General features: G+C 30.2%; 27 protein-coding genes. 17 read left to right on the top strand and 10 right to left on the bottom strand.

Annotation, left to right across the window (positions count from 1 at the left end; genetic code table 11):
- Window positions 1–44: 44 nt before the first annotated feature.
- The 9 genes from G6N05_RS06570 to xrtF form a co-directional block, all read right to left on the bottom strand.
- On the bottom strand, window positions 45–1,400 hold the full coding sequence (locus tag G6N05_RS06570) for a UDP-N-acetylmuramate--L-alanine ligase (RefSeq protein WP_166125890.1): 1,356 nt from the start codon (window positions 1,398–1,400) through the stop codon (window positions 45–47).
- Between the two features lie 74 nt (window positions 1,401–1,474).
- Entirely contained in the window at window positions 1,475–2,092 is a 618-nt protein-coding gene (locus G6N05_RS06565) for a tetratricopeptide repeat protein (RefSeq protein ID WP_225875133.1), read from the bottom strand.
- Between the two features lie 146 nt (window positions 2,093–2,238).
- The gene (locus tag G6N05_RS06560; RefSeq protein WP_166125886.1) at window positions 2,239–3,384 is read right to left on the bottom strand and encodes an 8-amino-7-oxononanoate synthase; all 1,146 of its coding nucleotides are present in this window, start codon (window positions 3,382–3,384) and stop codon (window positions 2,239–2,241) included.
- A gap of 65 nt (window positions 3,385–3,449) precedes the next feature.
- Complete coding sequence (locus G6N05_RS06555; RefSeq protein ID WP_166125885.1) at window positions 3,450–3,920, bottom strand: DUF1761 domain-containing protein; 471 nt, start codon at window positions 3,918–3,920, stop codon at window positions 3,450–3,452.
- 60 nt (window positions 3,921–3,980) lie between these two features.
- Window positions 3,981–4,331 (bottom strand): heavy-metal-associated domain-containing protein, encoded by a 351-nt coding sequence (locus G6N05_RS06550; RefSeq protein ID WP_166125883.1) that lies wholly within the window; start codon window positions 4,329–4,331, stop codon window positions 3,981–3,983.
- 12 nt (window positions 4,332–4,343) lie between these two features.
- Complete coding sequence (locus G6N05_RS06545; protein ID WP_166125881.1) at window positions 4,344–6,644, bottom strand: TonB-dependent receptor; 2,301 nt, start codon at window positions 6,642–6,644, stop codon at window positions 4,344–4,346.
- 72 nt (window positions 6,645–6,716) lie between these two features.
- Window positions 6,717–7,133 carry an HYC_CC_PP family protein gene (locus tag G6N05_RS06540; RefSeq protein WP_166125879.1) on the bottom strand — a complete coding sequence of 139 codons (417 nt, stop codon included), beginning with the start codon at window positions 7,131–7,133 and terminating at the stop codon, window positions 6,717–6,719.
- Window positions 7,134–7,163: 30 nt separating this feature from the next.
- The gene (locus G6N05_RS15800) at window positions 7,164–7,610 is read right to left on the bottom strand and encodes an exosortase F system-associated membrane protein (RefSeq protein WP_166125877.1); all 447 of its coding nucleotides are present in this window, start codon (window positions 7,608–7,610) and stop codon (window positions 7,164–7,166) included.
- Entirely contained in the window at window positions 7,591–8,142 is a 552-nt protein-coding gene (gene xrtF / locus G6N05_RS06530) for an exosortase family protein XrtF (protein ID WP_166125875.1), read from the bottom strand. Before xrtF ends, G6N05_RS15800 begins: the two co-directional genes overlap by 20 nt.
- Window positions 8,143–8,214: 72 nt before the next feature.
- On the opposite strand from xrtF, the gene G6N05_RS06525 reads away from it, so the two are divergent.
- The 10 genes from G6N05_RS06525 (at window position 8,215) to G6N05_RS06480 (ending at window position 17,394) form a co-directional block, all read left to right on the top strand.
- Window positions 8,215–8,667: a GAF domain-containing protein gene (locus G6N05_RS06525; protein WP_166125873.1), complete on the top strand. Its 453-nt coding sequence runs from the start codon at window positions 8,215–8,217 to the stop codon at window positions 8,665–8,667.
- Between the two features lie 135 nt (window positions 8,668–8,802).
- On the top strand, window positions 8,803–9,093 hold the full coding sequence (locus G6N05_RS06520) for a TIGR03643 family protein (RefSeq protein WP_166125871.1): 291 nt from the start codon (window positions 8,803–8,805) through the stop codon (window positions 9,091–9,093).
- A 16-nt stretch (window positions 9,094–9,109) separates the two neighbouring features.
- On the top strand, window positions 9,110–9,508 hold the full coding sequence (locus G6N05_RS06515; protein WP_166125869.1) for a DUF2452 domain-containing protein: 399 nt from the start codon (window positions 9,110–9,112) through the stop codon (window positions 9,506–9,508).
- Window positions 9,490–10,152: a flavin reductase family protein gene (locus G6N05_RS06510; protein WP_166125867.1), complete on the top strand. Its 663-nt coding sequence runs from the start codon at window positions 9,490–9,492 to the stop codon at window positions 10,150–10,152. Before G6N05_RS06515 ends, G6N05_RS06510 begins: the two co-directional genes overlap by 19 nt.
- Before the next feature lie 3 nt (window positions 10,153–10,155).
- Window positions 10,156–11,580, top strand: a complete 1,425-nt coding sequence (locus G6N05_RS15760) for a cryptochrome/deoxyribodipyrimidine photo-lyase family protein (RefSeq protein ID WP_317167477.1) — start codon at window positions 10,156–10,158, stop codon at window positions 11,578–11,580.
- Window positions 11,581–11,629: 49 nt separating this feature from the next.
- Window positions 11,630–11,767 (top strand): DUF2256 domain-containing protein, encoded by a 138-nt coding sequence (locus tag G6N05_RS06500; protein WP_166125865.1) that lies wholly within the window; start codon window positions 11,630–11,632, stop codon window positions 11,765–11,767.
- A gap of 1 nt (window position 11,768) precedes the next feature.
- Complete coding sequence (locus G6N05_RS06495) at window positions 11,769–13,304, top strand: cryptochrome/photolyase family protein (protein ID WP_166125863.1); 1,536 nt, start codon at window positions 11,769–11,771, stop codon at window positions 13,302–13,304.
- Between the two features lie 130 nt (window positions 13,305–13,434).
- Window positions 13,435–14,727, top strand: a complete 1,293-nt coding sequence (locus tag G6N05_RS06490) for a DASH family cryptochrome (RefSeq protein ID WP_205729744.1) — start codon at window positions 13,435–13,437, stop codon at window positions 14,725–14,727.
- Between the two features lie 99 nt (window positions 14,728–14,826).
- Window positions 14,827–15,096 carry a 30S ribosomal protein S15 gene (gene rpsO, locus G6N05_RS06485; RefSeq protein ID WP_091314476.1) on the top strand — a complete coding sequence of 90 codons (270 nt, stop codon included), beginning with the start codon at window positions 14,827–14,829 and terminating at the stop codon, window positions 15,094–15,096.
- A 147-nt stretch (window positions 15,097–15,243) separates the two neighbouring features.
- Entirely contained in the window at window positions 15,244–17,394 is a 2,151-nt protein-coding gene (locus G6N05_RS06480) for a polyribonucleotide nucleotidyltransferase (RefSeq protein ID WP_166125861.1), read from the top strand.
- Between the two features lie 81 nt (window positions 17,395–17,475).
- On the opposite strand, the gene G6N05_RS06475 is transcribed toward G6N05_RS06480, so the two are convergent.
- A complete protein-coding gene (locus G6N05_RS06475) occupies window positions 17,476–18,837 on the bottom strand; it encodes an RCC1 domain-containing protein (protein ID WP_225875132.1) in 1,362 nt (453 codons plus the stop codon).
- A gap of 91 nt (window positions 18,838–18,928) precedes the next feature.
- On the opposite strand from G6N05_RS06475, the gene G6N05_RS15710 reads away from it, so the two are divergent.
- From G6N05_RS15710 to G6N05_RS06445, 7 genes are all read left to right on the top strand, one after another.
- On the top strand, window positions 18,929–19,054 hold the full coding sequence (locus tag G6N05_RS15710) for a hypothetical protein (protein WP_262887787.1): 126 nt from the start codon (window positions 18,929–18,931) through the stop codon (window positions 19,052–19,054).
- A 264-nt stretch (window positions 19,055–19,318) separates the two neighbouring features.
- Complete coding sequence (locus G6N05_RS06470; protein WP_166125857.1) at window positions 19,319–19,708, top strand: hypothetical protein; 390 nt, start codon at window positions 19,319–19,321, stop codon at window positions 19,706–19,708.
- A gap of 73 nt (window positions 19,709–19,781) precedes the next feature.
- Window positions 19,782–21,068 (top strand): hypothetical protein, encoded by a 1,287-nt coding sequence (locus tag G6N05_RS06465; protein WP_166125855.1) that lies wholly within the window; start codon window positions 19,782–19,784, stop codon window positions 21,066–21,068.
- A 4-nt stretch (window positions 21,069–21,072) separates the two neighbouring features.
- Window positions 21,073–21,618, top strand: coding sequence for an RNA polymerase sigma factor (locus tag G6N05_RS06460; RefSeq protein ID WP_166125853.1), 546 nt, complete (start codon window positions 21,073–21,075; stop codon window positions 21,616–21,618).
- Window positions 21,608–23,224 carry a hypothetical protein gene (locus G6N05_RS06455; protein ID WP_166125851.1) on the top strand — a complete coding sequence of 539 codons (1,617 nt, stop codon included), beginning with the start codon at window positions 21,608–21,610 and terminating at the stop codon, window positions 23,222–23,224. The genes G6N05_RS06460 and G6N05_RS06455 overlap by 11 nt, the downstream gene beginning before the upstream one ends.
- A gap of 111 nt (window positions 23,225–23,335) precedes the next feature.
- Entirely contained in the window at window positions 23,336–24,028 is a 693-nt protein-coding gene (locus G6N05_RS06450) for a hypothetical protein (RefSeq protein WP_166125849.1), read from the top strand.
- Window positions 24,028–26,775 carry a TonB-dependent receptor gene (locus G6N05_RS06445; RefSeq protein WP_166125847.1) on the top strand — a complete coding sequence of 916 codons (2,748 nt, stop codon included), beginning with the start codon at window positions 24,028–24,030 and terminating at the stop codon, window positions 26,773–26,775. Before G6N05_RS06450 ends, G6N05_RS06445 begins: the two co-directional genes overlap by 1 nt.
- The last annotated feature ends 3 nt before the right edge of the window (window positions 26,776–26,778 follow it).

Raw genomic sequence — 26,778 nt, 5'->3', positions numbered from 1 at the left:
TAAACTCTTGGAGGGTTTTTTAAATTGGCAAATTGACTAATCGTCTAATTGATTAATTGTTTCACATCATCAAAATTCAATCCACCATAATTACCTGAACTCATTAAAAGTAAAGCTGAATTGTCAAAATCTTGAGCGAATAAATACTCTTTAAATTCAGTTGGATTCGTATAAATAATTAAATCTTTTCTGTTAAATGATTGTGCAATTTGTTCGTACGACACTTCATCCAATTGTTTAATTTTCACTGCATCTGGCGAATAAAAAACTACGGCTACATCTGCTGCATCTAAAGCGCCTTCGTATTCTTTTAAAAACTCTGCATTTAAACTACTATATGTGTGCAATTCTAAACAAGCTATTAATTTTCTATCTGGATATTGAGACTTCACTGCTTTTGTTGTTGCCGAAACTTTACTTGGCGAATGTGCAAAATCTTTGTAAGCCACTTTATTATTTCCTTCTGCAATTTTTTCTAAACGTTTACTTGCACCTTTGAAACTCGATATAGCTTCATAAAAATCAACTTCATCCACACCCATACATTGGCAAATCCATTTCGCACCAGCTAAATTATTTAAATTATGTGCTCCAAAAACCTCAATTGGCATTGGACCTTCTGGCGTGTCTAATAAAGTCGTACCGTTTTCTACTGCATAACTTGGTGTTTGATACGCAATTTTACGAATTGGATTCGTAGTTTCTTCAGCCACTTGCTTAACCGTTGGATCTTCTTCATTATAGACTAAAATACCACCATTTGTAATTTGCGCTGTGAAAACACTAAACTGTTCTACATAGTTTTCAAACGTTGGAAACACGTTAATATGATCCCAAGCAATTCCTGAAAGTAAAGCAATATTCGGTTGATACAAATGGAATTTTGGTCGTCTATCCATTGGAGAAGACAAATATTCATCACCTTCTAAAACAATAAAATCGTTCGTTTCTGTTAAATGCACCATCGTGTCGAAACCTTCTAATTGTGCACCAACCATATAATCCACTTCAATATTATGATAATGCATCACATGTAAAATCATAGAAGTAATTGTAGTTTTACCATGTGAACCACCAATAACTACTCGTGTTTTATTTTTAGATTGTTCGTATAAAAATTCAGGATACGAATAAATTTTCAAACCTAATTCTTGAGCTTTCAATAATTCAGGATTATCTGCTTTCGCGTGCATTCCTAAAATGATTGCTTCAATATCTGATGTAATTTTTTCTGGAAACCAACCCATTTCAATAGGCAATAAACCTTTTTTTTCTAATCGAGATTTTGAAGGTTCAAAAATAGCATCATCGCTACCCGTAACTTTGTATCCTTTATTGTGTAAGGCTAATGCTAAATTGTGCATGGCAGCTCCGCCAATGGCTATGAAATGTGTTCTCATTTATATAAGGTTAATGGTGAAAGGAAAATGGTGAAAGGAAAACAAATACCTTTTACCCAAAACCCTTTACCCAATTACTTTTTTAAGTTTAGTGCTTTTGTTTTGTCTTTTAATTTGTTCAAATATAAATCGTAAAGTTTTGCATACGTTGTTGCCGACTTCCCAATTTGATGTGCTTTTAGTAAATTTACTTCAGCGTCTTTATATCTTTTGTAATATACATCAATATATCCTTTTGCTAAATAACCATCCACTTTTGAAATAGCCAAAAGTTCATCTGCATATTTCGCTGCTTTCTTTTCACTTCCACCAATAATTCCGGGCAATTCAATGTATAAAATCACTAATGCCCAACGTGTTTCAATATGTTTTTTATCTAAAGATGCAGCTTTAAGAAATGCGGTTTCAATATCGTCAATCATTCCAACAGCTTTGAATTTATTGACAGATTTCGCTTTCATTCCCATGGCGCCACCATATTTGAACCAATAATTAGCGCTATTGGGATTTGAAATTTTTAATTTTTTATAATGTTCAATTGCAACATCCCACATTTTAGAACTTCCAGCAATATCGCCTAAATATTCTATTGATTTCTGATGATTGGGAACCGATTTCAAATAGGTTTCGAATAAACCTTTAGCTTCTGTATATTTTTTTTCCTTAAATAGCTTTTCTGCTTTCTCGAACAAAGTTTGAGAAAATAAGCATTGGGAAAATAATATAAATAAGAAAAGTATTTTTCGCATGAGATGAAAATGTTTCCAAAAATAAGAAAACAATTAGTTTATTTCAACAAAAAATCCGTTCTAATACATCAGAACGGATTTTTTATATTCTATTTAAAAGGATGACGTTGTTGCCAAACCGTTTCTGGTTCTAAATTTTTAAATATTTTTCCTAAAAATTTGTTGACTAATTTATTTCTGTGGTAAATAAAACCCGACATCATGACTGGCGTTGCTCCTATGGAACTTTTGATTTCTAAAGCGGTTCTTCCGAAAATGATTTTTTTAAATTGATGGGTGATTCCAAATTCTGTCATGTTGTATAACATATTCAAATACAACATTTTTTCTTTTTGCACGTGATCGTCGTAACCTAAAAAATAAGTTTCTAAAACCGTATCATTCAATAAAACCGAATGAAATCCAATTAGTTTTTCTTCTAAAAAATAACCAAAAATTTTAAAGCCATTTCCGCATTCTTTTTTAAAAGTCGAAAAATGATTATCCGCTAAGAAAAAAGTATTAAATGGTGCATTTTTAGCTACGTGATGATATAATTCATTAATTCGTGATTCGTGAAAAACAACTTCATCGGCTTCTAGTTCTTTTACTAAAATGCCTTCAAACTTTTTGTGTGATCTTTTATATTGATCTCTGTATTTTTTTGAAAATGAATTATAGTAATCTTCAACAGTAAGCCAAGAGGAAGGCAATTCAAAAACCATGTTTGGTTGTGTATTGAATTCGTACACATTCGCGAAAGCGTAATTTTTAAATTCCGAAGTGCAATCTTGATAAAAATCTTTGAAAGAAACCAAATGAATATTGATTCCTTTTTGTTTGAAATACCCCACTAATTCATGAGAACATTGCATTAAAATATGACTGACTTCCTGAAAACTTATTTCTTTATTAAAGGTGAAACTATTTTGTCCGGTAATCATGTTGTTTCCTATAAACAAAGTGTGCGATGCGAAATTTCTGAAAATAAAATTTCGAATATGCGTTTTAACACAATTGTCTCTTTCACCAAAAGATTCTAATTTATTCAAATCTAAATATTGGGCTAACATTACACCAATTAATTCCGAATTCTCATAAATGCCAATATAAAAGCATTGCATATTGGTTGGAGCTGAAAGTTCTAAAACTTTCAAATAAGGAAGTTGCAGAAAATGGTTTGCAGAAGCTACTGCGTTCCAATTTTCTGGCAAATCATTAATGTTATCGAATATATTTATAGTAATTTTTCTCAAAAGATAAAAAAAGGCATAAAAAAGTCCTACAAATGTAGGACTTCTATTTTATAATAAAATGTTAATTATTTCCATCCGCAAATAATTGCGCCCATGATAGTTAATGTTACTACCCAATAACCTCCGGTTACTAAGATTAATTTCCATGATTTTTGATCAAACAAACCGTTAATAGCTGTTATTGGTAAAACAAATAATAATCCTACCATACATCCGTGAAGTGCTCCGTGCTGAAAACTTCTAAAAGCATCACCTTTATCTTTTAAAAACTCCATTAATGAAGCGTTAGTTTCGTCTCCACCAACTAATTGAACAGCTCCAACTTGGTGAATAACCATTCCTGATAACATAAATGAAATTAAAAAGGAGTAAATAATAGTTAATCCGAAGATTTTAACCATGTTTCCTTGTTTCGCTTTTTCTTCGGTCATTCCTGTTTCATTCATCCAAATGGTTCCAAAAATTTTCGGATTATACCAAACAAAACCTACAACTAATGAAACTAATGTTGCTGCTAAAATTGCGTAAAAATTCATAAATAAAAATTTAATTGGTTAGTTAAACCAAATATAATAAATTATTTTAACTTTTGTTTATTAATGTGATTCTTGAGTTCTATATTTACAACACCCATGAACTTTATCATATTCTGCATCAGTTGCCTTTACATCTTGCGTATCATGACCTACTTTTGCAATTGCTTTTTCAACATCTAAAATAGTGCATTTTGATTCATCAATGATTAAGTGTAAATCTTGATGATCAGCATGCCATTCCGCACTTTTAACACCTTTTACAGAATAAGCTGCTTTTTCTATACGTTTTTCGCACATGTCACATGCTCCAGAAACTCCAACTTCAACTTTTTTGTTTTTATTTGGTTTCTCTTGTGCATTTGCATTCATTCCTAAAACAGCAAACAATGCAACTAATACTAATTTTTTCATGATATTATATTTTTAATTATGATTAAGATTTTCTCCTTCTTTATGTTCGTGATTTTCTACTACTTCTTTTTTTGCTTTTATTTTAAAACGTAATCCTGCGTAAAACATGTTACCAAAAACTGGACCATAAATCATGGTACTATCAAAGTATGGACTGTTTGGATTATCCGATGCGATAATGGCGTTCTTTTGTTTGAAGTTACCTAAGTTTTCCGAACCTACATACATTTCAAATGTGCTTGAAAAAGTTCTAGTTACTTGCGCATTAATCAATTGATAATTTGGTGAATATTCTGGTAATTGATATTGAACAGGATTTGCTAATGTACTTGGTAAACGTTGCTCACCAATCCAGTTAAATGTCGCATCAAATTTCCATTGTTGTCCTTTATTTAAGATGTGTGTTTCGTAGGCAATATTGGCAAAAAATCTATTTTTAGCTTGTAATGGTTTGTCTAATAATCCTGTTGCATAATCGGTTTTAACATTCAAATATTTATATGCTGTTCTTAAATTTAAATGCGTCATTAAAGTAATATTCCATTCAATTTGAAACGATTCAGCATAACTTTTCCCTTTTAAATTGGAAAAAGTTACTTGTCTTGGATTTTCTAAATCAACCACAATTTGGTTACTGAAATCCGTTTTATAATAATCAATTACAATTTCATTCTCTTTACCAAAAAGGAAAAATTTCTGAATTAAACTTGTTCCGTAATTCCATGCAATTTCTGGATTTAAACCGTATAATTTTCCGTTTTCATCGTTGATGACAATATCTCTAGAACTTGCCAAAACATTAATGTTTTCCGCAAAAATATTCGAAGCTCTTTTTCCTCTTCCAGCTGAAAAACGTAACGTTGTTTTTTCAAACGGGTTATATTTCACGTGTGCTCTTGGCGTAAAAAACAAACCTAATCTGTTATGATTATCGGCTCTCGCACCTAAAACAAAACTAAAATTATTTAAATTATCATATGAATATTCAAAAAACGAACCAATTGAAGTATCAATTCTGTCATATTCAGCCATAAAATTAGCTTCTAAATGTTCTTCAAATTTATCATAATTAAAATTCAAACCTGTAATAAACTTATGTTTTGTATTATTGATAATTGAATTAAAAATAAGATTTGAAAAATAGTTTTTATGGTGCATATGATGCACTTTATCGCCAAATTCAGAATGCATTTTATTGTACTGAAAAGCTTGCTGGAATCCAATACTTTGGAATGGCATATCTGGATAAACATATCCAATCTTATTTGAAATTTCAATTTTATCCGTATCTACTTGACTTGTCCATAAATTTGGATTCATCACTTCTGAATGCGAATTATCGTTAATTGTTCCACCTGTTTTTTCATCTTTAAAATACTTGATATTTAAAAATGAAACAATTCCTTTTTCTGCATTATTATATTGCCAACGGTTTAAAATATTAACTTGTTTCCCTAACGGATTGTCTAAAAACCCATCATGATTCATGTCGTTTTTGATATTTCTGGTATTACCGTGTAATAAAACTAACGAGCTTAATTTATCAGAATATTTATTAGCGAAATGGGTATTCACCTCATATCGTCCATCACTTGACCCATAAACATTAGCAAAAAATGGTTCTTCTTTTTGAGGCTTTAATAACTCGTAATTAATTTGACCAGAAATACTTTCGTAACCATTTGTTACACTTCCGGCACCTTTCGTAATTTGAATACTTTCTGCCCAAGTTCCTGGAATAAAATTTAAACCTGTTGCCTGTAAAGCGCCTCGAATAGCTGGAATATTTTCTTCACTCATTAAAATATACGGACTTGTTAATCCCAGCATTTTAATTTGTTTGTTTCCAGTAACAGCATCCGAAAAGTTAACATCAATTGAAGGATTCGTCTCAAAACTTTCCGACAAATTACAACAAGCTGCTTTTTGCAATTCTCCTTGCGATAAATTTTGAGTATTGGTAACTGCTTTTTGTTTTCTACCTAAAGTCTTTTGATTTTTTACAACACTGACCGTTTCAATATTACTTTCAACAAAAGTTTTTTCTAATTGAATAGTGAAATCTATTGCAGCACTTTGTTGAATTTCTAATTTCTGAAAGCCTTCTTTTTCAAGAATAAGCGAAACTGTACCATTTCTTTGAATTAGACTAAACGTACCGCTTTCATCTGAAAAAAAAGTTGAATTTAATTCTGGAATTGTAATTTTTACATTGGAGATAGGGTTGTTTTCCTTATCTGTTATTTTTCCTAACACACTACTTTGTGCGAAAGAAAGTATTGGCAATAAAACCAATAAAATTATTCTATACATAATTATTTTAATAAAGTTTATAAATTTTAAATCAAGCTCAAAAGAGCTGAATAAAAGTAGAAACGATACTAATTATGCGTAAAAAATAAGTTGAGAATAGAGTTTGTAAAATGGAGGTGCATTAGAATCACAGTAGTAATCTAATACTTTTTTGTTTGTAGATAAAACATCTTCTTGACTAAAGAAAGAGGTCATTTCATTCTCGAAAGTAACCGCTAAAACATTAAATTGAAATCCTTTTAAAATAGAATAATCAATTTTTTTATCAACCTTAATTTCTTCGTCTGAACAACAACTTTTTTCATCTGATTTGTCATCAGCAGCACAACAAGAATCTTCGTCGGCAGCATCAGCTACTTTATTTTCTTGATACACTAAAGATATAGAAGCAATTTGGTCATGGCAATAATGCAATACCAAACTAGCACTACTATTTACTAATAAAATAAACAATGCTAAGAAAATACTTATATGTCTTTTAAAATTCATTGTTGCAAATTTATATTATTTTTTGATAACTTATTTATTATTAACACTTTTTTGATAATAAAATGCTGGAACAAACAAAATCAAAAACAAAGGCTGTATAAGAAATCTACGAATATAAAAAACAACCAAATAATCAGGTTGTGAGGAGAAATTTAAAACAAGAAACAAAGCTGCAATTAATATCACAAAGAAAACAACCAATAAAAATGACGTTAATTTCACAATTGAAGTTTCCTTAAAAAGGAAATATATAATTGAAACAGTAATTACGCTATTAATTAAATACCTGAAAAACAATCCAAAAAATAGTTTAAAACTATCGTATTTTGGCAAAGGTTTATTTTGGATTTCGCTATGAAAAAACTCTAAAAAAGGATCGTAGAACAATTTGCTTTCAAAGGCTCTTACCAATATTAATGCAAAAATTAATACCCCAACAAGAATCAGATTTTTTTTGTTAGTTATTACGTTTTGCATACGCTGAAAATTTAACTACCCAAACAATCCACAACACAAAAACAACACCATAAATTACTAGTGGAAAAACGATATTATGCAAAAATTCTTCATATTCAGGATAATTATATAAACCAATTGTAAGTAAGGCAATTCTTAGAATGTTCAAAACAAAAATTAAGGCTGAACCAAATAGAATAAACAAAAAAGTATTTTTAAACTTGGCCGAAAAAGCAAATACAAAAGAGGCAAATAGTATAATCACACTTATTGCATTACAACCTTCAATAATTCTGGCTAAATATTTATTGTAATAAATAACTTTATAAGAAGATTCAAACTCATGTTTCCTTATCTCGCACTCTTTACCAAAAAACACCAATGTATTTTTAGTTTGATGCGCTACAAACTCGGTTATTCCATCAACTTCTTTATTTTCAACATTAAATTGATTCAAATAGAATTTATAAATTAATGTAAAAATCAAATAGAACAAAACAAACTTTAGTAAGAAAAGAAAAAAAGGTTTATGCTGATTTATAGTGTTTTTCAAAATGTGCTATTTTTAACAAAAATATAATTTTTACTTACTTATTAATATATAAATTTGTAAAAATTTAAAAAAATGCAATTCGAAAACTTAAAACCACAAGTAACAAGCATTGTAAACAGTGAAGTTACTAGAGATGAAAAACTTAAAAATATCTGTCAATTATTGCAAGACAATATTTCATATTACAATTGGGTTGGCTTTTATTTTGCCAATCACGAAGCTAAAACTTTACATCTTGGACCTTATGTTGGTGCGGAAACGGACCATACTGTAATTCCTTTTGGAAAAGGAATTTGCGGTCAAGTAGCCGAAAGCAATGCTAACTTTGTAGTTCCAGATGTTGCGGCTCAAGATAATTATATTGCTTGCAGTTTTACCGTAAAATCGGAAATTGTTGTGCCTTTGTTTGTGAATGGAATAAACATTGGACAAATAGATATCGATAGTCATGTTATTGATCCTTTCACTGAAAAAGACGAACGTTTCTTAGAATTTGTTAACGAACAAGTGGCAACTCTTTTTTAAGAAAAAAACCTATTATTATATAAATCCGTTACTTAAATTTTAGTAACGGATTTTTTTATTTCTAATACTTTATAGAAATTCAAATTTAATTACTTAATTTTGTTTAACTTTATCTTAATTTAATTAAACAAAATAATGCCAGTTGCTCAAAAAACAAATTTAGACGACATTGCCATTGATAGAATTATTGAAATGGCGTGGGAAGATAGAACACCTTTTGATGCCATCAAATTTCAATTTGGATTAGCAGAAGCCGATGTCAAAGCGTTAATGAAAAAGGAACTGAAATTTTCAAGTTATAAACTTTGGCGAAAACGTGTAGAAAATTGCAAAACCAAACACACAGCCAAACGCGTAGAAGGCATAGACCGATTCAAATGCAATTTACAAAGAGCAATTTCAAACAATAAAATATCAAAACGATAAAAAACATACCGTAAAAATGGAAAATGAAATACCAGATAATGTAGTTTATTCTGAAGAGAAAGGATATAATGCGAGTTTTTTACCTTACGCTACAAGCGTTGGAGCGCCTATAATTAAAGTGGATGATGTTGCTGCTTGGAAAGGTCGCGGTGTACGAAATGTAAATAAAGAATTTGAAAATAAATTCAACGAACTAAAACTACAATATCAAAGTTTAATGGAAGAATTTGAATGGAACGAATTAGTTTACAATTCAAAATTTTCATTTGAACCTATCATCGGAGAAATTTATCATTTATATGCAACTGGCGATGGAACGTATTTTTTATCCTTAATTCCACCTCACGAATGGAACAAGAAACACATTGGCACGTTTCAATTAAATAGTGATAAAAAATGGGTGAAACAGCATTAAAATCGAAACAAAAACAAATTACATATGAGCAAATTATGAACTTGGAAAAACAAGAACGTGTTCATTTTGTAAATAGTTTAGGCGGTTTTAAAAGTATTGGTTTAATCGGAACTCAAAATAAAATCGGACAAACGAATTTAGCCATTGTAGATTCAATTGTTCATATTGGAAGTAATCCTCCTTTATTTGGAATTATTTTCCGACCCGCGGCTTATGAAAGACATACTTTAGAAAATATTTTGGAAACTAGTTTTTATACCATCAACCATATCAATGAAAATATTTTCAAACAAGCGCATCATACTTCCGCGAGATACGTTAGAGAAATTTCAGAATTTGATGTTACCGATTTAAATAAAGAATATAAAAATGCATTTTTCGCACCTTTTGTTGGAGAAAGTCAGGTACAATTGGCGATGGAATTTAAGGAAAAAATAGAACTCACAATAAACAACACGGTTTTAGTAATTGGCGAAATCAAAGCCGTTTACTTTCCAGAAGATTGCTTACAAAAAGACGGCTTTTTAGATATTGAAAAAGCAGCATCCCTTACTTGTTCTGGTTTAGATAGTTACCACAAAACTACCAAAATTGACAGATTAAGTTATGCAAAACCAGATAAAAAAATCACATCAATACTATAAATTGTGACAAAAGAAGCCATAAATATTGTTTGGTTTAAGCGCGACTTACGTTTCATCGATAACGAAGCCTTATTTCACGCACATCAATCTGGATTACCTTTATTGTTGCTTTATATTTTTGAACCTTCGGTAATGAACTATGATGATGCTGATGCACGTCATTGGCGATTTATTTACGAATCGATTCAAGAATTACAAAAGAAATTAAAACCATCGAACAACAAAATCTATTTCTTTCATAACGAAGCGGAATTCGTATTTTCAGAAATATTTAAATACTTTGATGTAAAAACTATTTTTTCACATCAAGAAATTGGTAATAAAACCACTTTTGATAGAGATATTACGATGCAAGAACTTTTCCAGAAAAATAACATTATTTGGAAAGAATTTCAACTGCACGGCGTCACCAGAAAATTAAAATCGAGACAAAATTGGGACAAACGTTGGGAAGCAATTATGAGAGCGAATCCTAAAATTTTAAAAGAATCAGAATTAAAAACCATTGAATTAACTTCTGATTTTTATGATGTTTTGAAAGGTGAAAAATTATCAGATAAAATTACAATTCCTAATAAAAACTTTCAACAAGGCGGCGAAACTTTAGCTTGGCGCTATTTAGATAGTTTCGTTAAAGAACGTTACGTTAATTATAGTAAACACATTTCAAAACCTTCTTTAAGCAGAAAAGGCTGTAGTCGATTATCACCTTATTTAGCTTATGGAAATATCAGCATGCGAATGGTTTATCAATATACCAATCAGCATTATGAAACTTCTAAAAACAAACGAGCGATTTTAAATTTTGTCTCACGATTACATTGGCATTGTCATTTTATGCAAAAATTTGAAGACGAATGCGAAATGGAATTTCAAAACGCCAATCGTGCTTATGACAGTTTAATAAAACCTAAAAATAAAACCTATATAAAAGCTTGGCAAGAAGGAAAAACAGGCGTTCCAATTGTAGATGCTTGCATGCGATGTTTAGTGGCAACTGGTTATATCAATTTCAGAATGCGTGCGATGGTCGTTTCTTTTTTTACCTTTAATTTATGGCAAGATTGGCGCGAATTGCATTTTTTAGCCCGACAATTTTTAGATTACGAACCTGGCATTCATTATCCGCAAATTCAAATGCAATCAGGTACAACCGGAATAAATACGATACGAATTTACAATCCGATAAAAAATTCCGAAGAACACGATTCTGAAGGTATTTTCATCAAGCAATGGTTACCGGAATTAGCAGAAGTTCCAGTTCATTTACTTCACGAACCTTGGAAAATGAACGAAATGGAACAACAATTTTACAATTGCGAAATCGGAAAAAATTATCCAAAACCAATTGTAAACATTGAAGAAACCAGAAAATACGCTAGCGATATTGTTTGGAGTTTCAGAAAAAAAGACGAAGTAAAACAATAAGGCAAACGAATTTTACAAAAACACATGAGCAATCCAAATCAACCTAAAAATGCGAGGAGTCAAAAAAGAAAATCTACCTAATAAAATTTGTTTAGTTTGTCAGAAACCTTTCGCTTGGCGGAAAAAATGGGAAAAAGTTTGGGACGAAGTAAAATATTGTAGTGATAAATGTAGAAGCAACAAATAAAATGTCAAAAACAGTAAGATTAATTCTCGGTGATCAATTAAATATAAATCATTCTTGGTTTCAAACTATCGATGAATCCATAACTTATGTGTTAATGGAAATTCGTTCCGAAACTGATTATGCCACGCATCATATTCAAAAAATAGTAGGTTTTTTTTCTGCTATGCGAAATTTCGCTTCTGAACTACAATCGAAAAACCATCAGGTTGTTTATTTTCAACTAAATGACGAAAACAACTTTCAAGCGTTTGATAAAAACCTCCAACAACTTATTGATAAAGAAAATTTTACGCATTTCGAATACCAATTACCTGATGAATACCGTGTAGATGAACTATTGAAAAACTTTTGCCAAACCCTTTCTATTTCTTCTTCTGTAGTCGATTCAGAACATTTTATGAGTTCAAGAAGTGAACTTGGCGATTTTTTCGAAGGCAAAAAAACATTCTTGATGGAAAGTTTCTATCACATGATGCGAAAAAAACACGACATTTTAATGCAAGGCGACAAACCGTTAACAGGAAAATGGAATTACGACGGCGAAAACAGAAAAAAATTACCGAAAGATCACAAACCGACTTCTCCTCTAGTTTTTAATAGCGATGTTTCAGAAATTGTAACTGAAATTCAAAAAACAGACATTAAAACTATTGGAACTATCGATGCTAAAAACTTCGTTTGGCCCACAACAAGAGCGCAATCTTTAGAATTATTAGACTTTTTTGTAATGGAATGTTTGTCGCTCTTTGGAAGTTATCAAGATGCGATGACACCTAATGAATGGTCGTTATATCATTCGAGAATTTCGTTTTCCATGAATATCAAATTGATTTCACCTTTGGAAGTTATTAATAGAGCCATCGAAGAATGGGAAAAACGTCCTGAAGAAATTGCCTATAATCAACTAGAAGGTTTCGTACGACAAATTATTGGCTGGCGCGAATACATGCGTGGCATTTATTGGAATAAAATGCCAGAATATGCTACCATGAATTTTTTCAACCATGAAAATAAATTACCAGATTGGTTTTGGACAGGCAAAACAAAAATGAATTGCTTAAAAGATGCCATCAATCAATCTCTGAATTTCGCTTATGCACATCATATTCAACGTTTAATGGTGACAGGAAATTTCGCACTTTTGGCTGGAGTAGATCCCGATGAAGTAGACGCTTGGTATTTAGGCATATATATTGATGCGATTGAATGGGTTGAAATCACCAATACACGTGGTATGAGTCAGTTTGCAGATGGTGGAATTGTAGGCACAAAACCCTATGTAAGTTCCGCTTCGTACATTGATAAAATGAGTAATTATTGCGGAAGTTGTTTCTATAAAAAAGCAGTAAAAACAGGAGAAAAAGCCTGTCCATTTAATAGTTTATATTGGAATTTCTACGATAAAAATGAAGACAAATTAGGAAAAAACCCAAGAATTGGAATGATGTACAACGTTTGGCATAAAATGAAACCAGACGACAAAGCTGCGTTATTACAACAAGCCGATTATTATCTAAAAAACATCAACGAGTTATAAAATAAAACACATAGACACATAGATTTATTTTAAGAAGTGAAACGCTTCGCTTAACAAAGCACAACTAGCAAATCTTACCAATAAATAATCCGTGTTAATCTGTGAAATCTGTGGCTAAAAAAATAAAAAAATGATAAAAACAGCATTAGTTTGGTTTAAAACCGACTTAAGAATAGAAGATAACGAAACGTTAATCAAAGCTATTTCTCAAAGTCAATACATAATTCCTGTGTATTGTTTTGACGATTCGCATTTTGAAACAACTTCTTATGGATTTAAAAAAACGGGAAGTTTCAGGGCACAGTTTTTATTAGAAGCATTAGAAGATTTAGATACGAATTTAAAAAAATTAGGTTCTGGATTACTTATCGTAAAAGGAAAACCAGAAATTGAAATTCCAAAAATAGTACAAGAATATAAAGTACAAAAAGTATTTGTGAAACGTGAAGTCGCTTACGAAGAAAAACAGACTGAAAAATTAGTACAAGATGAATTATTTAAGTTGCGATGCGAATTAGAAACTTGTAGCACTAGCACTTTATATCATGCGGAAGATTTACCTTTTTCTATAAAAGACATTCCAGATGTGTTTACGAATTTCAGAAAGAAAACAGAAAAAGATGCCGTAATCAGAAAACCATTTGAAAAACCTTTAGCGATTTCATCACACGAAATTCCTGAATTTCGACTACCTTTTTTAGAAGAATTAGGTTTAAAGAAAATAAAATCCGATAAACGTGCGGCCATTCCATTCAAAGGTGGCGAAACCGAAGCTATAAAACGTTTGAATCATTATTTTTACGAAACAAAAAGCTTATCGAAATATAAAGAAACCAGAAACGGAATGATTGGTGCGGATTATTCTTCTAAATTTTCAGCTTGGTTGGCAATGGGTTGCATTTCTCCACGATATATTTATGCCGAAGTCAAAAAATATGAAAAAGAAATTGGCGCGAATGATTCAACCTATTGGTTAATTTTCGAATTGCTTTGGAGAGATTTTTTCCGATTCATGTTCAAAAAATACCAAACTAAATTTTTCTTGTATTCGGGAATCAAAACAGAAAAAGTCAATTCAAAATCTTTAAATGAAAAATTACTTTCGCAATGGATAAATGGCACAACGCAATCCGATTTCATCAATGCCAATATGCTCGAATTAAAGTTAACCGGTTTTATGAGTAACCGAGGCCGACAAAATGTAGCGAGTTATTTTTGCAATGAATTGAATATGGATTGGCGATTAGGCGCAGCGTATTTTGAAGAACAATTAATTGATTATGATGTGTGTAGCAATTGGGGAAATTGGGCGTACTTAGCTGGAGTTGGTAACGATCCGAGAGAACATAGATGGTTTAATATCGAAAAACAAGCTAGTGATTACGACAAAAAAAGGGAGTTTAGAAACTTGTGGTTAAAATAAAAAAGCGGTATAAACTTGCAACTTCAAAAATAATTTGTAAATTTGCACCCGTATTGAGACATTCTCAATCTACATAATAATCATTTAAATAATATTAGCATGTATTTGACTAAAGAAACAAAAGCAGAGATCTTCGCTAAACACGGAGGAAAAGCAGAAAACACAGGTTCAGCAGAAGGACAAATTGCGTTATTCACATTCAGAATTTCTCACTTAACTGAGCACTTGAAAAAAAATCGTCACGATTATAACACTGAAAGATCATTAGTACTTTTAGTAGGTAAAAGAAGAAGTCTTTTAGATTACTTAAAAAAGAAAGATATCTTAAGATACCGTGAGATTATTAAAGAATTAGGAATTAGAAAATAATATACTTAAGGGGCTTTGTGCCCCTTTTTGTTTACAAAAAAAGCAAGAAAAGTTTGGTTTTTCATTGGGTTAGACACAACTACAACAACTACACAACAACAACAACAACACAACTAACCCTTTGTATAACCTTTGAGAATTAAATTTATGATTCCACAATTATTTGTAGAAAAGATCGATTTAGGTGATGGCAGAAGCATCACAATCGAGACAGGTCGTTTAGCGAAACAAGCTGACGGTTCTGTAGTAGTAAGAATTGGTAACACTGTAATCTTAGGAACAGTAGTATCATCAAGAAAAGCAAGTCCAGGTATCGACTTTTTACCTTTAACGGTAGATTATCGTGAAAAATTTGCTGCAGCAGGTCGTTTTCCTGGTGGTTTCTTCAAAAGAGAAGCACGTCCAAGTGATAGCGAAGTATTAACTATGAGATTAGTTGACCGTGTTTTACGTCCACTTTTCCCATCAGATTATCATGCAGAAGTTCAAGTTATGATTCAGTTAATGTCTCATGATGAAGAAGTGATGCCAGATGCATTAGCAGGTTTAGCCGCTTCGGCAGCACTTGCCTTATCTGACATTCCTTTTGAAACTTTAATTTCTGAAGCAAGAGTTGGAAGAATTGATGGAAAATTCATCATCAACCCATCTCGTGCGCAATTAGAATTATCAGATATTGATATGATGATTGGAGCTTCAACTGATTCTATCGCCATGGTAGAAGGAGAAATGAAAGAAATTTCAGAAGCAGAAATGTTAGAAGCGATTAAATTTGCACACGAACATATTAAAGTACAAATTGCTGCTCAAGAAAGATTGGCGCAAGCATTTGGAAAAAAAGAAGTTCGTACTTATGAAGGAGAAAAAGAAGACGAAGCTATTTACGAAAAAGTAAAAGAAGCATCTTACGATAAAATTTACGCAATTGCTAGTAAAGGTTCAGCTAAACACGAACGTTCTGCTGCATTTGAAGAAGTAAAAGAAGAAGTAAAAGCATTATTTACTGAAGAAGAATTGACAGAAAACGGAGATTTAGTTTCTAAATATTTCAAAAAAGTCAACAAAGAAGCAGTTCGTAATGTAACTTTAGATTTAGGAACACGTTTAGACGGAAGAAAAACTACGGAAATCAGAGACATCTGGTGTGAAGTAGATTATTTACCATCGGTTCACGGTTCGGCATTGTTTACACGTGGAGAAACTCAAGCTTTGGCAACTGCAACTTTAGGAACATCTAGAGAAGCGAACCAAATTGATTCACCATCTGAACAAGGAGAAGAAAAATTCTATTTACACTATAACTTCCCACCATTTTCAACTGGAGAAGCTCGTCCATTAAGAGGAACTTCAAGAAGAGAAGTTGGTCACGGAAACTTAGCACAACGTGCATTAAAAAACATGATTCCTGCTGATTGTCCTTATACAATTCGTGTAGTTTCTGAAGTATTAGAATCTAATGGTTCTTCTTCAATGGCTACAGTTTGTGCTGGAACATTATCATTAATGGATGCCGGTATTCAAATGATTCGTCCAGTTTCTGGAATTGCGATGGGATTGATTACAGACGGAGAACGTTTTGCTGTTTTATCTGATATTTTAGGTGATGAAGATCATTTAGGAGATATGGATTTCAAAGTAACAGGAACTTCAGAAGGAATTACTGCTTGTCAAATGGACATTAAAATTGACGGATTAAAATATGAAATCATGGAGCAAGCATTAGCTCAAGCTCGTGATGGACGTTTACATATCTTAGGAAAATTAATGGAAACTTTAGCTCAACCAAACAATGATGTTAAAGTTCACGCTCCAAAAATTATCATGCGTACTATTCCTGGAAACTTTATTGGTGCATTAATTGGACCTGGTGGAAAAGTAATTCAAGAATTACAAAAAGCTACTGGAACAACTATCGTAATCAACGAAGTTGACGAACAAGGAGTTGTTGAAATTTTAGGAACAGACCCAGACGGAATTGCAGCAGTTTTAGCTAAAATTGACTCAATTATCTTCAAACCTACAATGGGTGAAAGTTATGAAGTGAAAGTAATTAAAATGTTAGATTTCGGTGCGGTTGTAGAATATACTGCTGCTCCAGGAAACGAAGTTTTATTACACGTATCTGAATTAGCTTGGGAAAGAACAGAAAATGTTACTGATGTAGTAAACATGGGTGATGTATTTATGGTAAAATACTTAGGTGTTGACCCAAAAACTAGAAAAGAAAAAGTTTCTAGAAAAGCATTAATGCCAAGACCTCCAAGAGAAGAGAAAAAAGAGGACGCTCCAAAAGCATAATCTTTCTTTTAAATATTTAAAGACCCCAATTCATTTAGTTGAATTGGGGTTTTTCCTTTATAAAATTTTTGATAAAACATGTTACTCTTTTATTATTTTTAGTATGGAATTACCAATATTGGTGATGACTTTTATAAAATACAATCCAACTTGAAAGTCATCTAGATTTAAAGTCACTTCATTACTATTATGTTTAGTTGACTTCATAATTCTACCATTAATATCTATAATTTCTGTTACAAGGATGGTGTTTTGAGCATGAAGATTTACTACAGTTTTAACCGGATTTGGAAATACTACTAACGTTTTATCTTCAAACGTAGAAACATTAAGCGTAGAACAACTAATTGTTGTTGGCAGAACTTTATTGACATTTGTTCCATCACCTAACTGTCCAAAATAATTGTAACCCCATGAATATAGACTTCCATCTGATTTTAAAGCAAGTGAGTGGTCTTCTGCAGCACTAATATTTTCCCAATTATTATCTAAACTTACTGTTGTAGGTGTATTCTTATCTACATATGTTCCGTCTCCTAATTGTCCAAAATAATTTCTTCCCCAAGACCACAATGTAAAGTCCGATTTTATGGCTAGGGTATAATAAAAACCTGATGCAATAATATGCCAAGTTGATCCAAAACCGATTTGAATTGGTGAATTTTTATTAGTAAACGTTCCATTCCCTAATTGTCCATGATTATTCTCTCCCCACGCCCAAAGCGTACCATCAGATTTGATTGCAGTAGAATGAGTAGATCCTGCACTAATCATCTGCCAATTTGTACCAGAACCTATTTGAATTGGCGAAATATTTCCAAAATTTGTTCCATCTCCTAATTGACCATAATAATTACCACCCCAAGCCCATAAAGTCCCATTATTTTTCAATGCAATTGTATGCGAATATCCTGCACTCACACTTTGCCAATTCATAGCAGTTCCTATTTGTGTTGGTATATTTTTATTAATAGTCGTTCCGTCTCCTAACTGTCCAGAAAAATTAATACCCCAAGCCCAAAGTGTACCATCAGTTTTAATAGCAGTCGAATAAAAATCTCCAGCACTAATGCTTTGCCAGTTCGTGGACGTACCTATCTGTGTAGGTATTGATTTACTAAGATTTGTACCATCTCCCAACATTCCATAGTCATTTCTGCCCCAAGCCCAAAGAGTCCCATCAGTTTTTATAGCAAGAGTATGTTCTATTCCAGCACTTATACTCTGCCAATTTGCATTAGCCCCAACTTGTATAGGCACATTCTTATGAACAGTTGTTCCATCTCCTAATTGGCCTAAAGAATTATATCCCCAAGACCAAAGTGTTCCATCTGTTTTTATACTAAGACTATGATCTCCTCCTCCGGAAGCTATACTTGTAAAGCATTGAGCAAAGCTTTGTAGACTTATGTTTATAAATAATAAAATAATTATTTTTTTCATTTTTTTTTACATTTAAACATGGTTATACAAACAACTTGTTGTTTTTGATTATAAAAATAAACTAATTTTTAGTAAACTTAAGCAAAAGAATTTGTTTCATGCTTTTTGTAAAAAATTTAGTATTGATCCAAAAACTAGAAAAGAAAAAGTTTCTAGAAAAGCATTAATGCCAAGACCTCCAAGAGAAGAGAAAAAAGATGATGCTCCAAAAGCATAATCTTTCTTTTTAAATATTTTAAAAACCCTGAAAATTAATTTTTTCAGGGTTTTTTTATGTTGTCAAGGCAACCTTTTTGTGTTTTCAATACTATATAAAACAACAAGAAAAAATTATAAAATGAATACAATCCAAAAAGTATAATCTCTTTATTTTAGTTAGTTTTAAAAAACCTGAAAAATATTTTTCAGGTTTTTTTATGTTGTCAAAGCAACCTTTTTAATTTTATCATACTATAATAATATAACCTCAAAAAATATTATTATGAAAAATATTAAAAGATTAGTTTTCGTTACATTAATTACATTATCTGTTTTCTCTTGTTCAAAAGATGAAGAGGTAAATCCAGATCCAAACACAAGTGATAATTTCACAAACAACCCTTATTCAACCCAAAAAGGATTATGCTGTGGTGTAATTGGAAGACATAAAATAATTCCTGGCAAAAAATATCTTTATGAATTAACTTCATCAATAGAAAACGGAACTTTTAACTGGGAAGTAAATAATAGTTCTATGGTAATTGTATCGGCATATGAAAAGTATGCATATGTGCAATTTAATTCAAACTTCACTTCTGGAAAAATTAGTGTTTACGCAACGGATGACACTGGTCAATTTTGTGATGTACATCTAGATATTACAAAACAATAAAATTTTATATATTTCAAAGGCAACCTTTTTGATTTTTTACTACTATATAAATATAACCTCAAAAAACTCTATTATGAAATCAATTCTTATAAAATTCAACCTACTCCTTTTACTTATCTTGTTAACACAATCTTGTCAAAACGAACCTGTTGGCGATGGCTTATTGTCAACTACTGAAACAATAAAAAAAGACGATGTTCTTTTTCATTTACTTCAAGAGATTACTGAAGATGAAGACGACCCATTAAGATCAATAGTCTGTATTGATTTCATTTATCCGTTTCAATTATTAGTGTACAACGATAATTATCAAATCATTAATCAGGTTACAATGACGGGTGATGATATGTTTAGTGACTTCATAGGAAATCTTCCAAGCAATCAATTTATTAGCATTAGTTATCCATTGCAAACCACTTTAGCAGACGGATCAATATTTACTGTTAGTAATAATACGGAACTAAAACTTGCCATTGATGCTTGTTCAAGAGAAGATATTATAGCAACTTGTAGTGGTTTGTTCGGAAACCCACAAGGTTCATGTGTTTGGAAAGTTCCTTTTATAGAAGGCGAAAACAACGAATTTGCAGGAGCTGTTTTTACAGCAAACGATAATGGAACAATAAATCTTTATCATTTAAACAACAACTACACAGGAACATGGATTTTTCTTTTCTTAAATGATGAATTAAATTTGAATATCAATTTAGCTGGAACATCAAACGTGGCAACTTCATGGAATTTAAATTATAAAGTACTTAATTTCACCGAGAATTTAATCAAAATAAAATCAATCAATATTGAAAGAACTTTAACGAAAGACTGTAAAAATTCAGATAGTTTTGAAATTGGAGAAATCGGACCAAAAGGCGGAAAAATAGCTTACAAAAAGAATGCATATTCCAACGGATGGCAATATATAGAAGTATTAAATCAAAATTTACCCACAAAAGAATGGGGTTGTATTAATTTGAATGTAAACAATGCTCAATTTAGCAATATTGGTTGTGGTTTACAGAATAATTACGGCATACTAAACAGTCATAATGATTTAAATAATTTCTACACAAATCCATCAATTTGTAGTGCTTCAAGCAATGGAAGTGTTGCTTCAAAAGAAATTATTAATCAGAATTTCAATAATTCAAACAACTGGTTCATTCCTTCTTTTGATGAGCTTGAATTGATTTACAATACATTATCAATTCCACATCATTTAACTTTTGATAATTCTTATTATTGGAGTTCAACAGAGTATGATATTTCAAAAGTAAAAGTTATAAATTTACAAACTGGAGCTACTGAAAATGCAAACAAAAACAGCAACAACATTAAAACATTAATCATTAGATATTTTTAGATAATTGAATTTAGATGAAATTATTATTGGATGTAAAAAACAAAGTATAACCCATCAAAAAGAGTTATATCTTATTTACAGCAAAACACTTTTCAACTTGAGTTTGAAGTATTGTACTTCATTTACTGAAGCGGAAGATAATTTGCACGATAGTTTCATGGAAATATACCAAAACATTGATAAATATCAAAACAAAGGTTCTTTTGAAGGTTGGATTAAAAGAATTACGATTAACAAAGCCATAAATAAATTTAATAAACGAACCAATTTCAAGACCATTGACGAATATCAAAATATTGAATACGAAGAATTTGATTTAACAGAAAGTGGTTTAAGTTTAGATATTTTATTGAACTTAATTCAACAATTACCAAATCAGTACCGATTGGTTTTTAATCTTTATGAACTTGACGATTATTCACATAAAGAAATTGCAAAACTATTGAACATTAGCGAAGGCACATCCAAATCAAATTTATCAAAAGCCAAAGCCATACTTAAAAAGAATATTTTAGAATTTCAACCAAATAAAATTCAAAATGGAGAATAAAAAAGACATAGGTAAACTTTTCAAAGATAATTTAAGTCAATTAGATTATTCTCCAAGCGAAATGGTTTGGGATAAAATTGAAACGGATTTAAAAAAAGACAAGAGAAAAAGAAGGTTTTTCTTTTGGATTTTCTTTTCCTCACTTATTATTATAGGTATAACTAGTTATTCTTACTATCATTTCAATTCAGTTAATGAAGAAACAAATAACGGAACGAATAGTACTGCTTTAAATTCAAATACAAATCAAAACAATAACACTATTTCAAATAACTCTGAAGAAAATACAAATTCAAATACGAAACAAAATAACAACACCGTTTTAAATAACTCTAAAGAAAATGTAATTTCAAACAACAGTCGAAATAATAATACAAAAAATCATAATAACTCATACAATTTCAATACGACTAAAAAGAGTGATTTAAAATACAATTCTAAAAACAACAGTAACAAAACAAATGCTACAAAGAAATCTTTAGTTTCAAATTCAAGAACAAAAAGCGGCAAAAAAAGTAGTTACGAAACAAACGTTGCAATGAAGAAATCTTTAGTTTCAAATACAAACCGAACTAAAGAAACTTCAGGTTATAAAAACAGCAGAAACACAAAAAGCAACAAAGCTAATTTATTCAAATTAACTGATTATAACCTTTACAGCAATACTAACAAAGCAATAAAAAACACAATTACGAAGAAGAAAATAAGAAGTAATAATTTAAACAACAACAAAACTGAAAGCATAAATTTCAGTAAAAACAGTAGTTCAACATACAATTCAACAACAAGTTTAAACGAAAATAATATTTCAAATTCTCAAGTAATTAGTTTCTCAAAAATTGACAGTTGTTGTTCAGACGAAAACTGCATTGTTACAATCGAACAGATTCAAGAAAAAATAAAAAAGAAAAAACTTCCTGAAACCAAAGAAGATACTGTTGTTAAACCAAAAAGTAAAATATTAATTGTTAGTCCTTTTGCAGGATTTAATACTAATTACAAAATTGGAACAGAAAATAAATTTGGAAATAGTGAAGTGATTGATGGTTCAAGAAAATATGGGAATCTTTTTGGTTTAAAACTAAAATGGATGTTTTCTGAAAAAACGGGAATTCAATCTGGAGTTAGTATAAATACATTTTATTATAATACAACTGTAAAAAACCTAAACGGTAATTTACAAACAGAAAGTATCGAATTAAATCAAGATTCGAGCACTATAAATGCTGTATTTAGCAATAGTGAAAAAATTACTTTTCAGCAACATTTGAGATATATAGAAATTCCAATTGAAGCTTATCATTACTTTAATACAAGTAAATTAAATCATGCGGCCTCTTTTGGATTAAGTTTTTACTTACCTATAAAAAATGAAGTTAATGCATATTCTGAAAATGTAAGTAAAATGAATATCGGTAAATCTTTAGCTTATTTAAAGCAAGGGTATGGTTTAAATTTAAATTATTATTTGAATTATAACTTAAGTGACAAAATTCAAATATTTGTTTCACCAGCTGCTCAATTTCAATTTTTAGGGAATTTTGATTATGCACAACCAACATCATATTCATTTTCAATAAGTTCAGGTATAAACTATAAATTTTAAAGATGAAAAATATAACAATCTCATGTTAAAAATAAATTCTAAAAACGTTAAAATTCCTTACAAGCTTTGTGTTGTAAGAATTTTTATATAAATTCACGAAAAATTTTTAAAATGCAAATCAAAAAAAAGCTACTACTACCCTTTTTGTTTTTCAGTTTAGGCTGTTTCTCGCAAAATAAAAATCTCATAAAACATAACGACAGTTTAGTTGGTATTGAAAACCTGTCTCTAAATAACGGCATAGTTTACACCAATAAGTATCCAATAACTTCTAAAAATACTTTTCAGTTTTTGGAGAATAAGTACAATACGGGTGTTGTACAACATAACAACCAAACGTACTATGATGTGAATATTAAATATGATGTTTTTGATGATATCCTAATATTCAAACCCACATTACAATTAGTATTAGAAACAAGTTTAATTACTAAGCAAGTTGACTATTTTATTCTTAAAAATAAAAAATTTAAAAAATTGGAAACGATTTCAAGTGACAACACTATTAGTGCAGGTTATTTTGAAGAGCATGTAATTAACGAAAAAAGCATACTTTATATAAAACACAAAAAAATAATTAAACAAGATTCTAGATCAGATAAAGTATCTTATATTTTTTACGATTACAAAATATATTACATCTTTTATAATAACAAACTTGAAGAAATTTCTAGTAAAAACAGTATCATCAATTTGTTTCCTACATTAAAAAAGGAAATTAAAGAATTTTACAAAGAAAATAGTATTCAAAAAGTAAACAACATTGAACTTTTTTACCAGAACTTATTTAAAACTATAATTTAATGAAAAATACGCTTTTTATATTTTTGTTTTTCTTCCAAATTGTGGCTTTATCTCAAACTAAAAATGATAGTATTACAATTTCTTTTGACAACGAAACGATTTCTCAATCTTTAAAAAAATTAGAAGAAAAACAATCTCTATCGTTTTACTATGATGCAAAATGGTTAGAATCTGAAAACAAAATGATCACTGAGAATTTCAACAATTCAAGTTTAGAGGACATTTTAACCAAATTATTTACAAATACATCATTAAATTATTTTATAGATAATAATAAAATAATTTTAACTCAAAACAGAATAGTTTATGACTATTTTGTAGATAATTATTTCAAACCTGAAAATAACAAAAACGCAAACTCCTCAGTAAACACAACCAATAAAAACAGTATTACAAACTTTGACAACGATGTTATTTATATTGGAAAGCAAAAAAAAGGAAGTACGTCATCAACAAATGAATTAACAGGATTTATTAAAAACATCGAAACTGATGAACCTGTTAAAAATGTAAAGATAAAGGTGAACAATAAAAAAATTGAAACCACCACTGATGACAATGGTTTTTATAAATTAGAATTACCAACAGGAATGCACATAATTACTGTTGAAGTTTTAAATACAAAAGGAAATAGCAAAAAGATATTTATTAATGAAAATGGCACTTTAGATTTCAATATTAGTCAAAAATCTATTGGAATTAAAGAAATCGTAATTACTAATAAGATTCAAACAAAAATAAAAACCTCTGTTGTAGGTGCCACTTCAATTGATTTAGAAAACATGAAAAACGTACCTATTTTACTAGGTGAACAAGATGTTTTTAAAATCGCAACTATTATGCCTGGAATTAAAACTACAGGTGAAGGTTCAAGTGGATTGAATGTTAGAGGTGGAAACGCAGATCAAAATTTAATTTTAGTTGATGACATTTCACTATATAATCCATTTCACTTTTTAGGTTTTTTCTCTTCTGTGAACCCTTATAGTTTAAAAAGTGTAACCATTTACAAAGGAAGTATTCCTGTAGAATATGGTGGTAGATTATCATCTGTTATCGATTTAAAAACCAAAAAACCAAATAACACTAAACTGTCTGGTGAAGGTGGAATTGGACCCGTTACAAGTAATTTATTTGTAAATGTTCCTGTGGTAAAAGACAAATCGGCAGTTATTGCAGGGTTTAGAGCAACTTATTCCGATTGGATTTTAAAAAGCTTAAATGATGAAAAATTAAAAAGGAGTGGTGCTTCTTTTTATGATTTTTTCACAAAATACAACCATGAAATAAACGAAAACAATTCTATACAAGCTTCATTATATTATAGTGATGATAAATTTAAATTAACTTCAGATTCATTAATAAATTATAACAATCGTCTTTTAGGAATTAATTGGAGCCATAAATTTTCAAAAAGAATGAGCTCTCAATTATTAGTGAACAATAGTGATTATAAATATGGGCTGAATTACTCTAATGATAATGATATTGATAAATCATTTAATTCAGGCTTTCAAATTAATGAAACCAATGCGCAATTAAAATTCGAGAATAATCTAAATAATAAATTCACAGTAAGTTATGGTTTATCTGGAAAATTATACAAAGTAAACCCTGGATATTTAAACGCAAATGAACCTACAAGCCTGATTGTACCCATAAATTTAAATAATGAAAAGGCTTTAGAATCTTCGGTTTATTTAAAAACAGAAGCAAAACTAACTGATAAATTATTAATAAATATTGGAGGAAGATATACTACTTTTAGTAATTTAGGACCAAATACCCAAAGAATTTATGAAGATGGTTTACCAAAAAATGATGCTACTTTAATTGAAACCAAAGAATACAAAAACAATGAAGTTATAAAACGATATGGAGGCTTTGAGCCAAGAGTATCCGCAAGATACATGTTAACCAACAGTTTATCTGCTAAAGTTGGATATGACAAAACCTACCAATATATTCATTTGCTAAGTACAAATACAACACAATCACCAACTGATATTTGGAAACTTTCAGATATCAATGTAAAACCACAAGCTGGTGAACAGTTCTCAATTGGACTTTATAAAAACCTAAATGAAGTGTATGAAATTAGCTTAGAAGCATATACAAAAAAGTCGAAAAACTTACTAGATTATAAAACTGGAGCAAATATTGTTTTAAGTGACAAAATTGAAACGGAATTATTGCAAGGAGAAGGAAAATCTTATGGTGTAGAATTATTAATTAAGAAAACTACAGGAAAACTTAACGGATGGATTGCATATACTTACTCGAGAAGTTTCATAAAATTAGACAGTCAATTTAAAGATGAACGCGTGAATAATGGTGAATTTTTTGCTTCTAATTTTGACAAGCCACATGATTTCAATACTGTTTTAAATTATAAAATAACAAAAAGATATAGCTTTTCACTTAACTTTGTATATCAAACTGGTAGACCAATTACTTATCCAATAGGAAAATACGAGTATGCTGGTTCGGAATATACCTTATATAGCGATAGAAACAAATTTAGAATCCCAGATTATTATAGAGTTGATTTAAGTTTTAATATTGAAGGAAACCATAAAATTAAAAAACTAGCACATAGTTTCTGGAACATTTCTATTTATAATTTATTAGGAAGAAACAACCCGTATTCAATATATTTTGTTACAGAAAACGGACAAGTGAAAGGTTACAAAACTTCCATTTTTGCCATTGCAATACCAACAATAACATATAATTTTAAATTTTAGATT

The organism is Flavobacterium bernardetii, from assembly GCF_011305415.1.
Taxonomy (GTDB): Bacteria; Bacteroidota; Bacteroidia; order Flavobacteriales; family Flavobacteriaceae; genus Flavobacterium; species Flavobacterium bernardetii.
The sequence above is the reverse complement of the archived record's forward strand: the minus strand, read 5'-3'. Positions and strand labels throughout refer to the sequence as shown.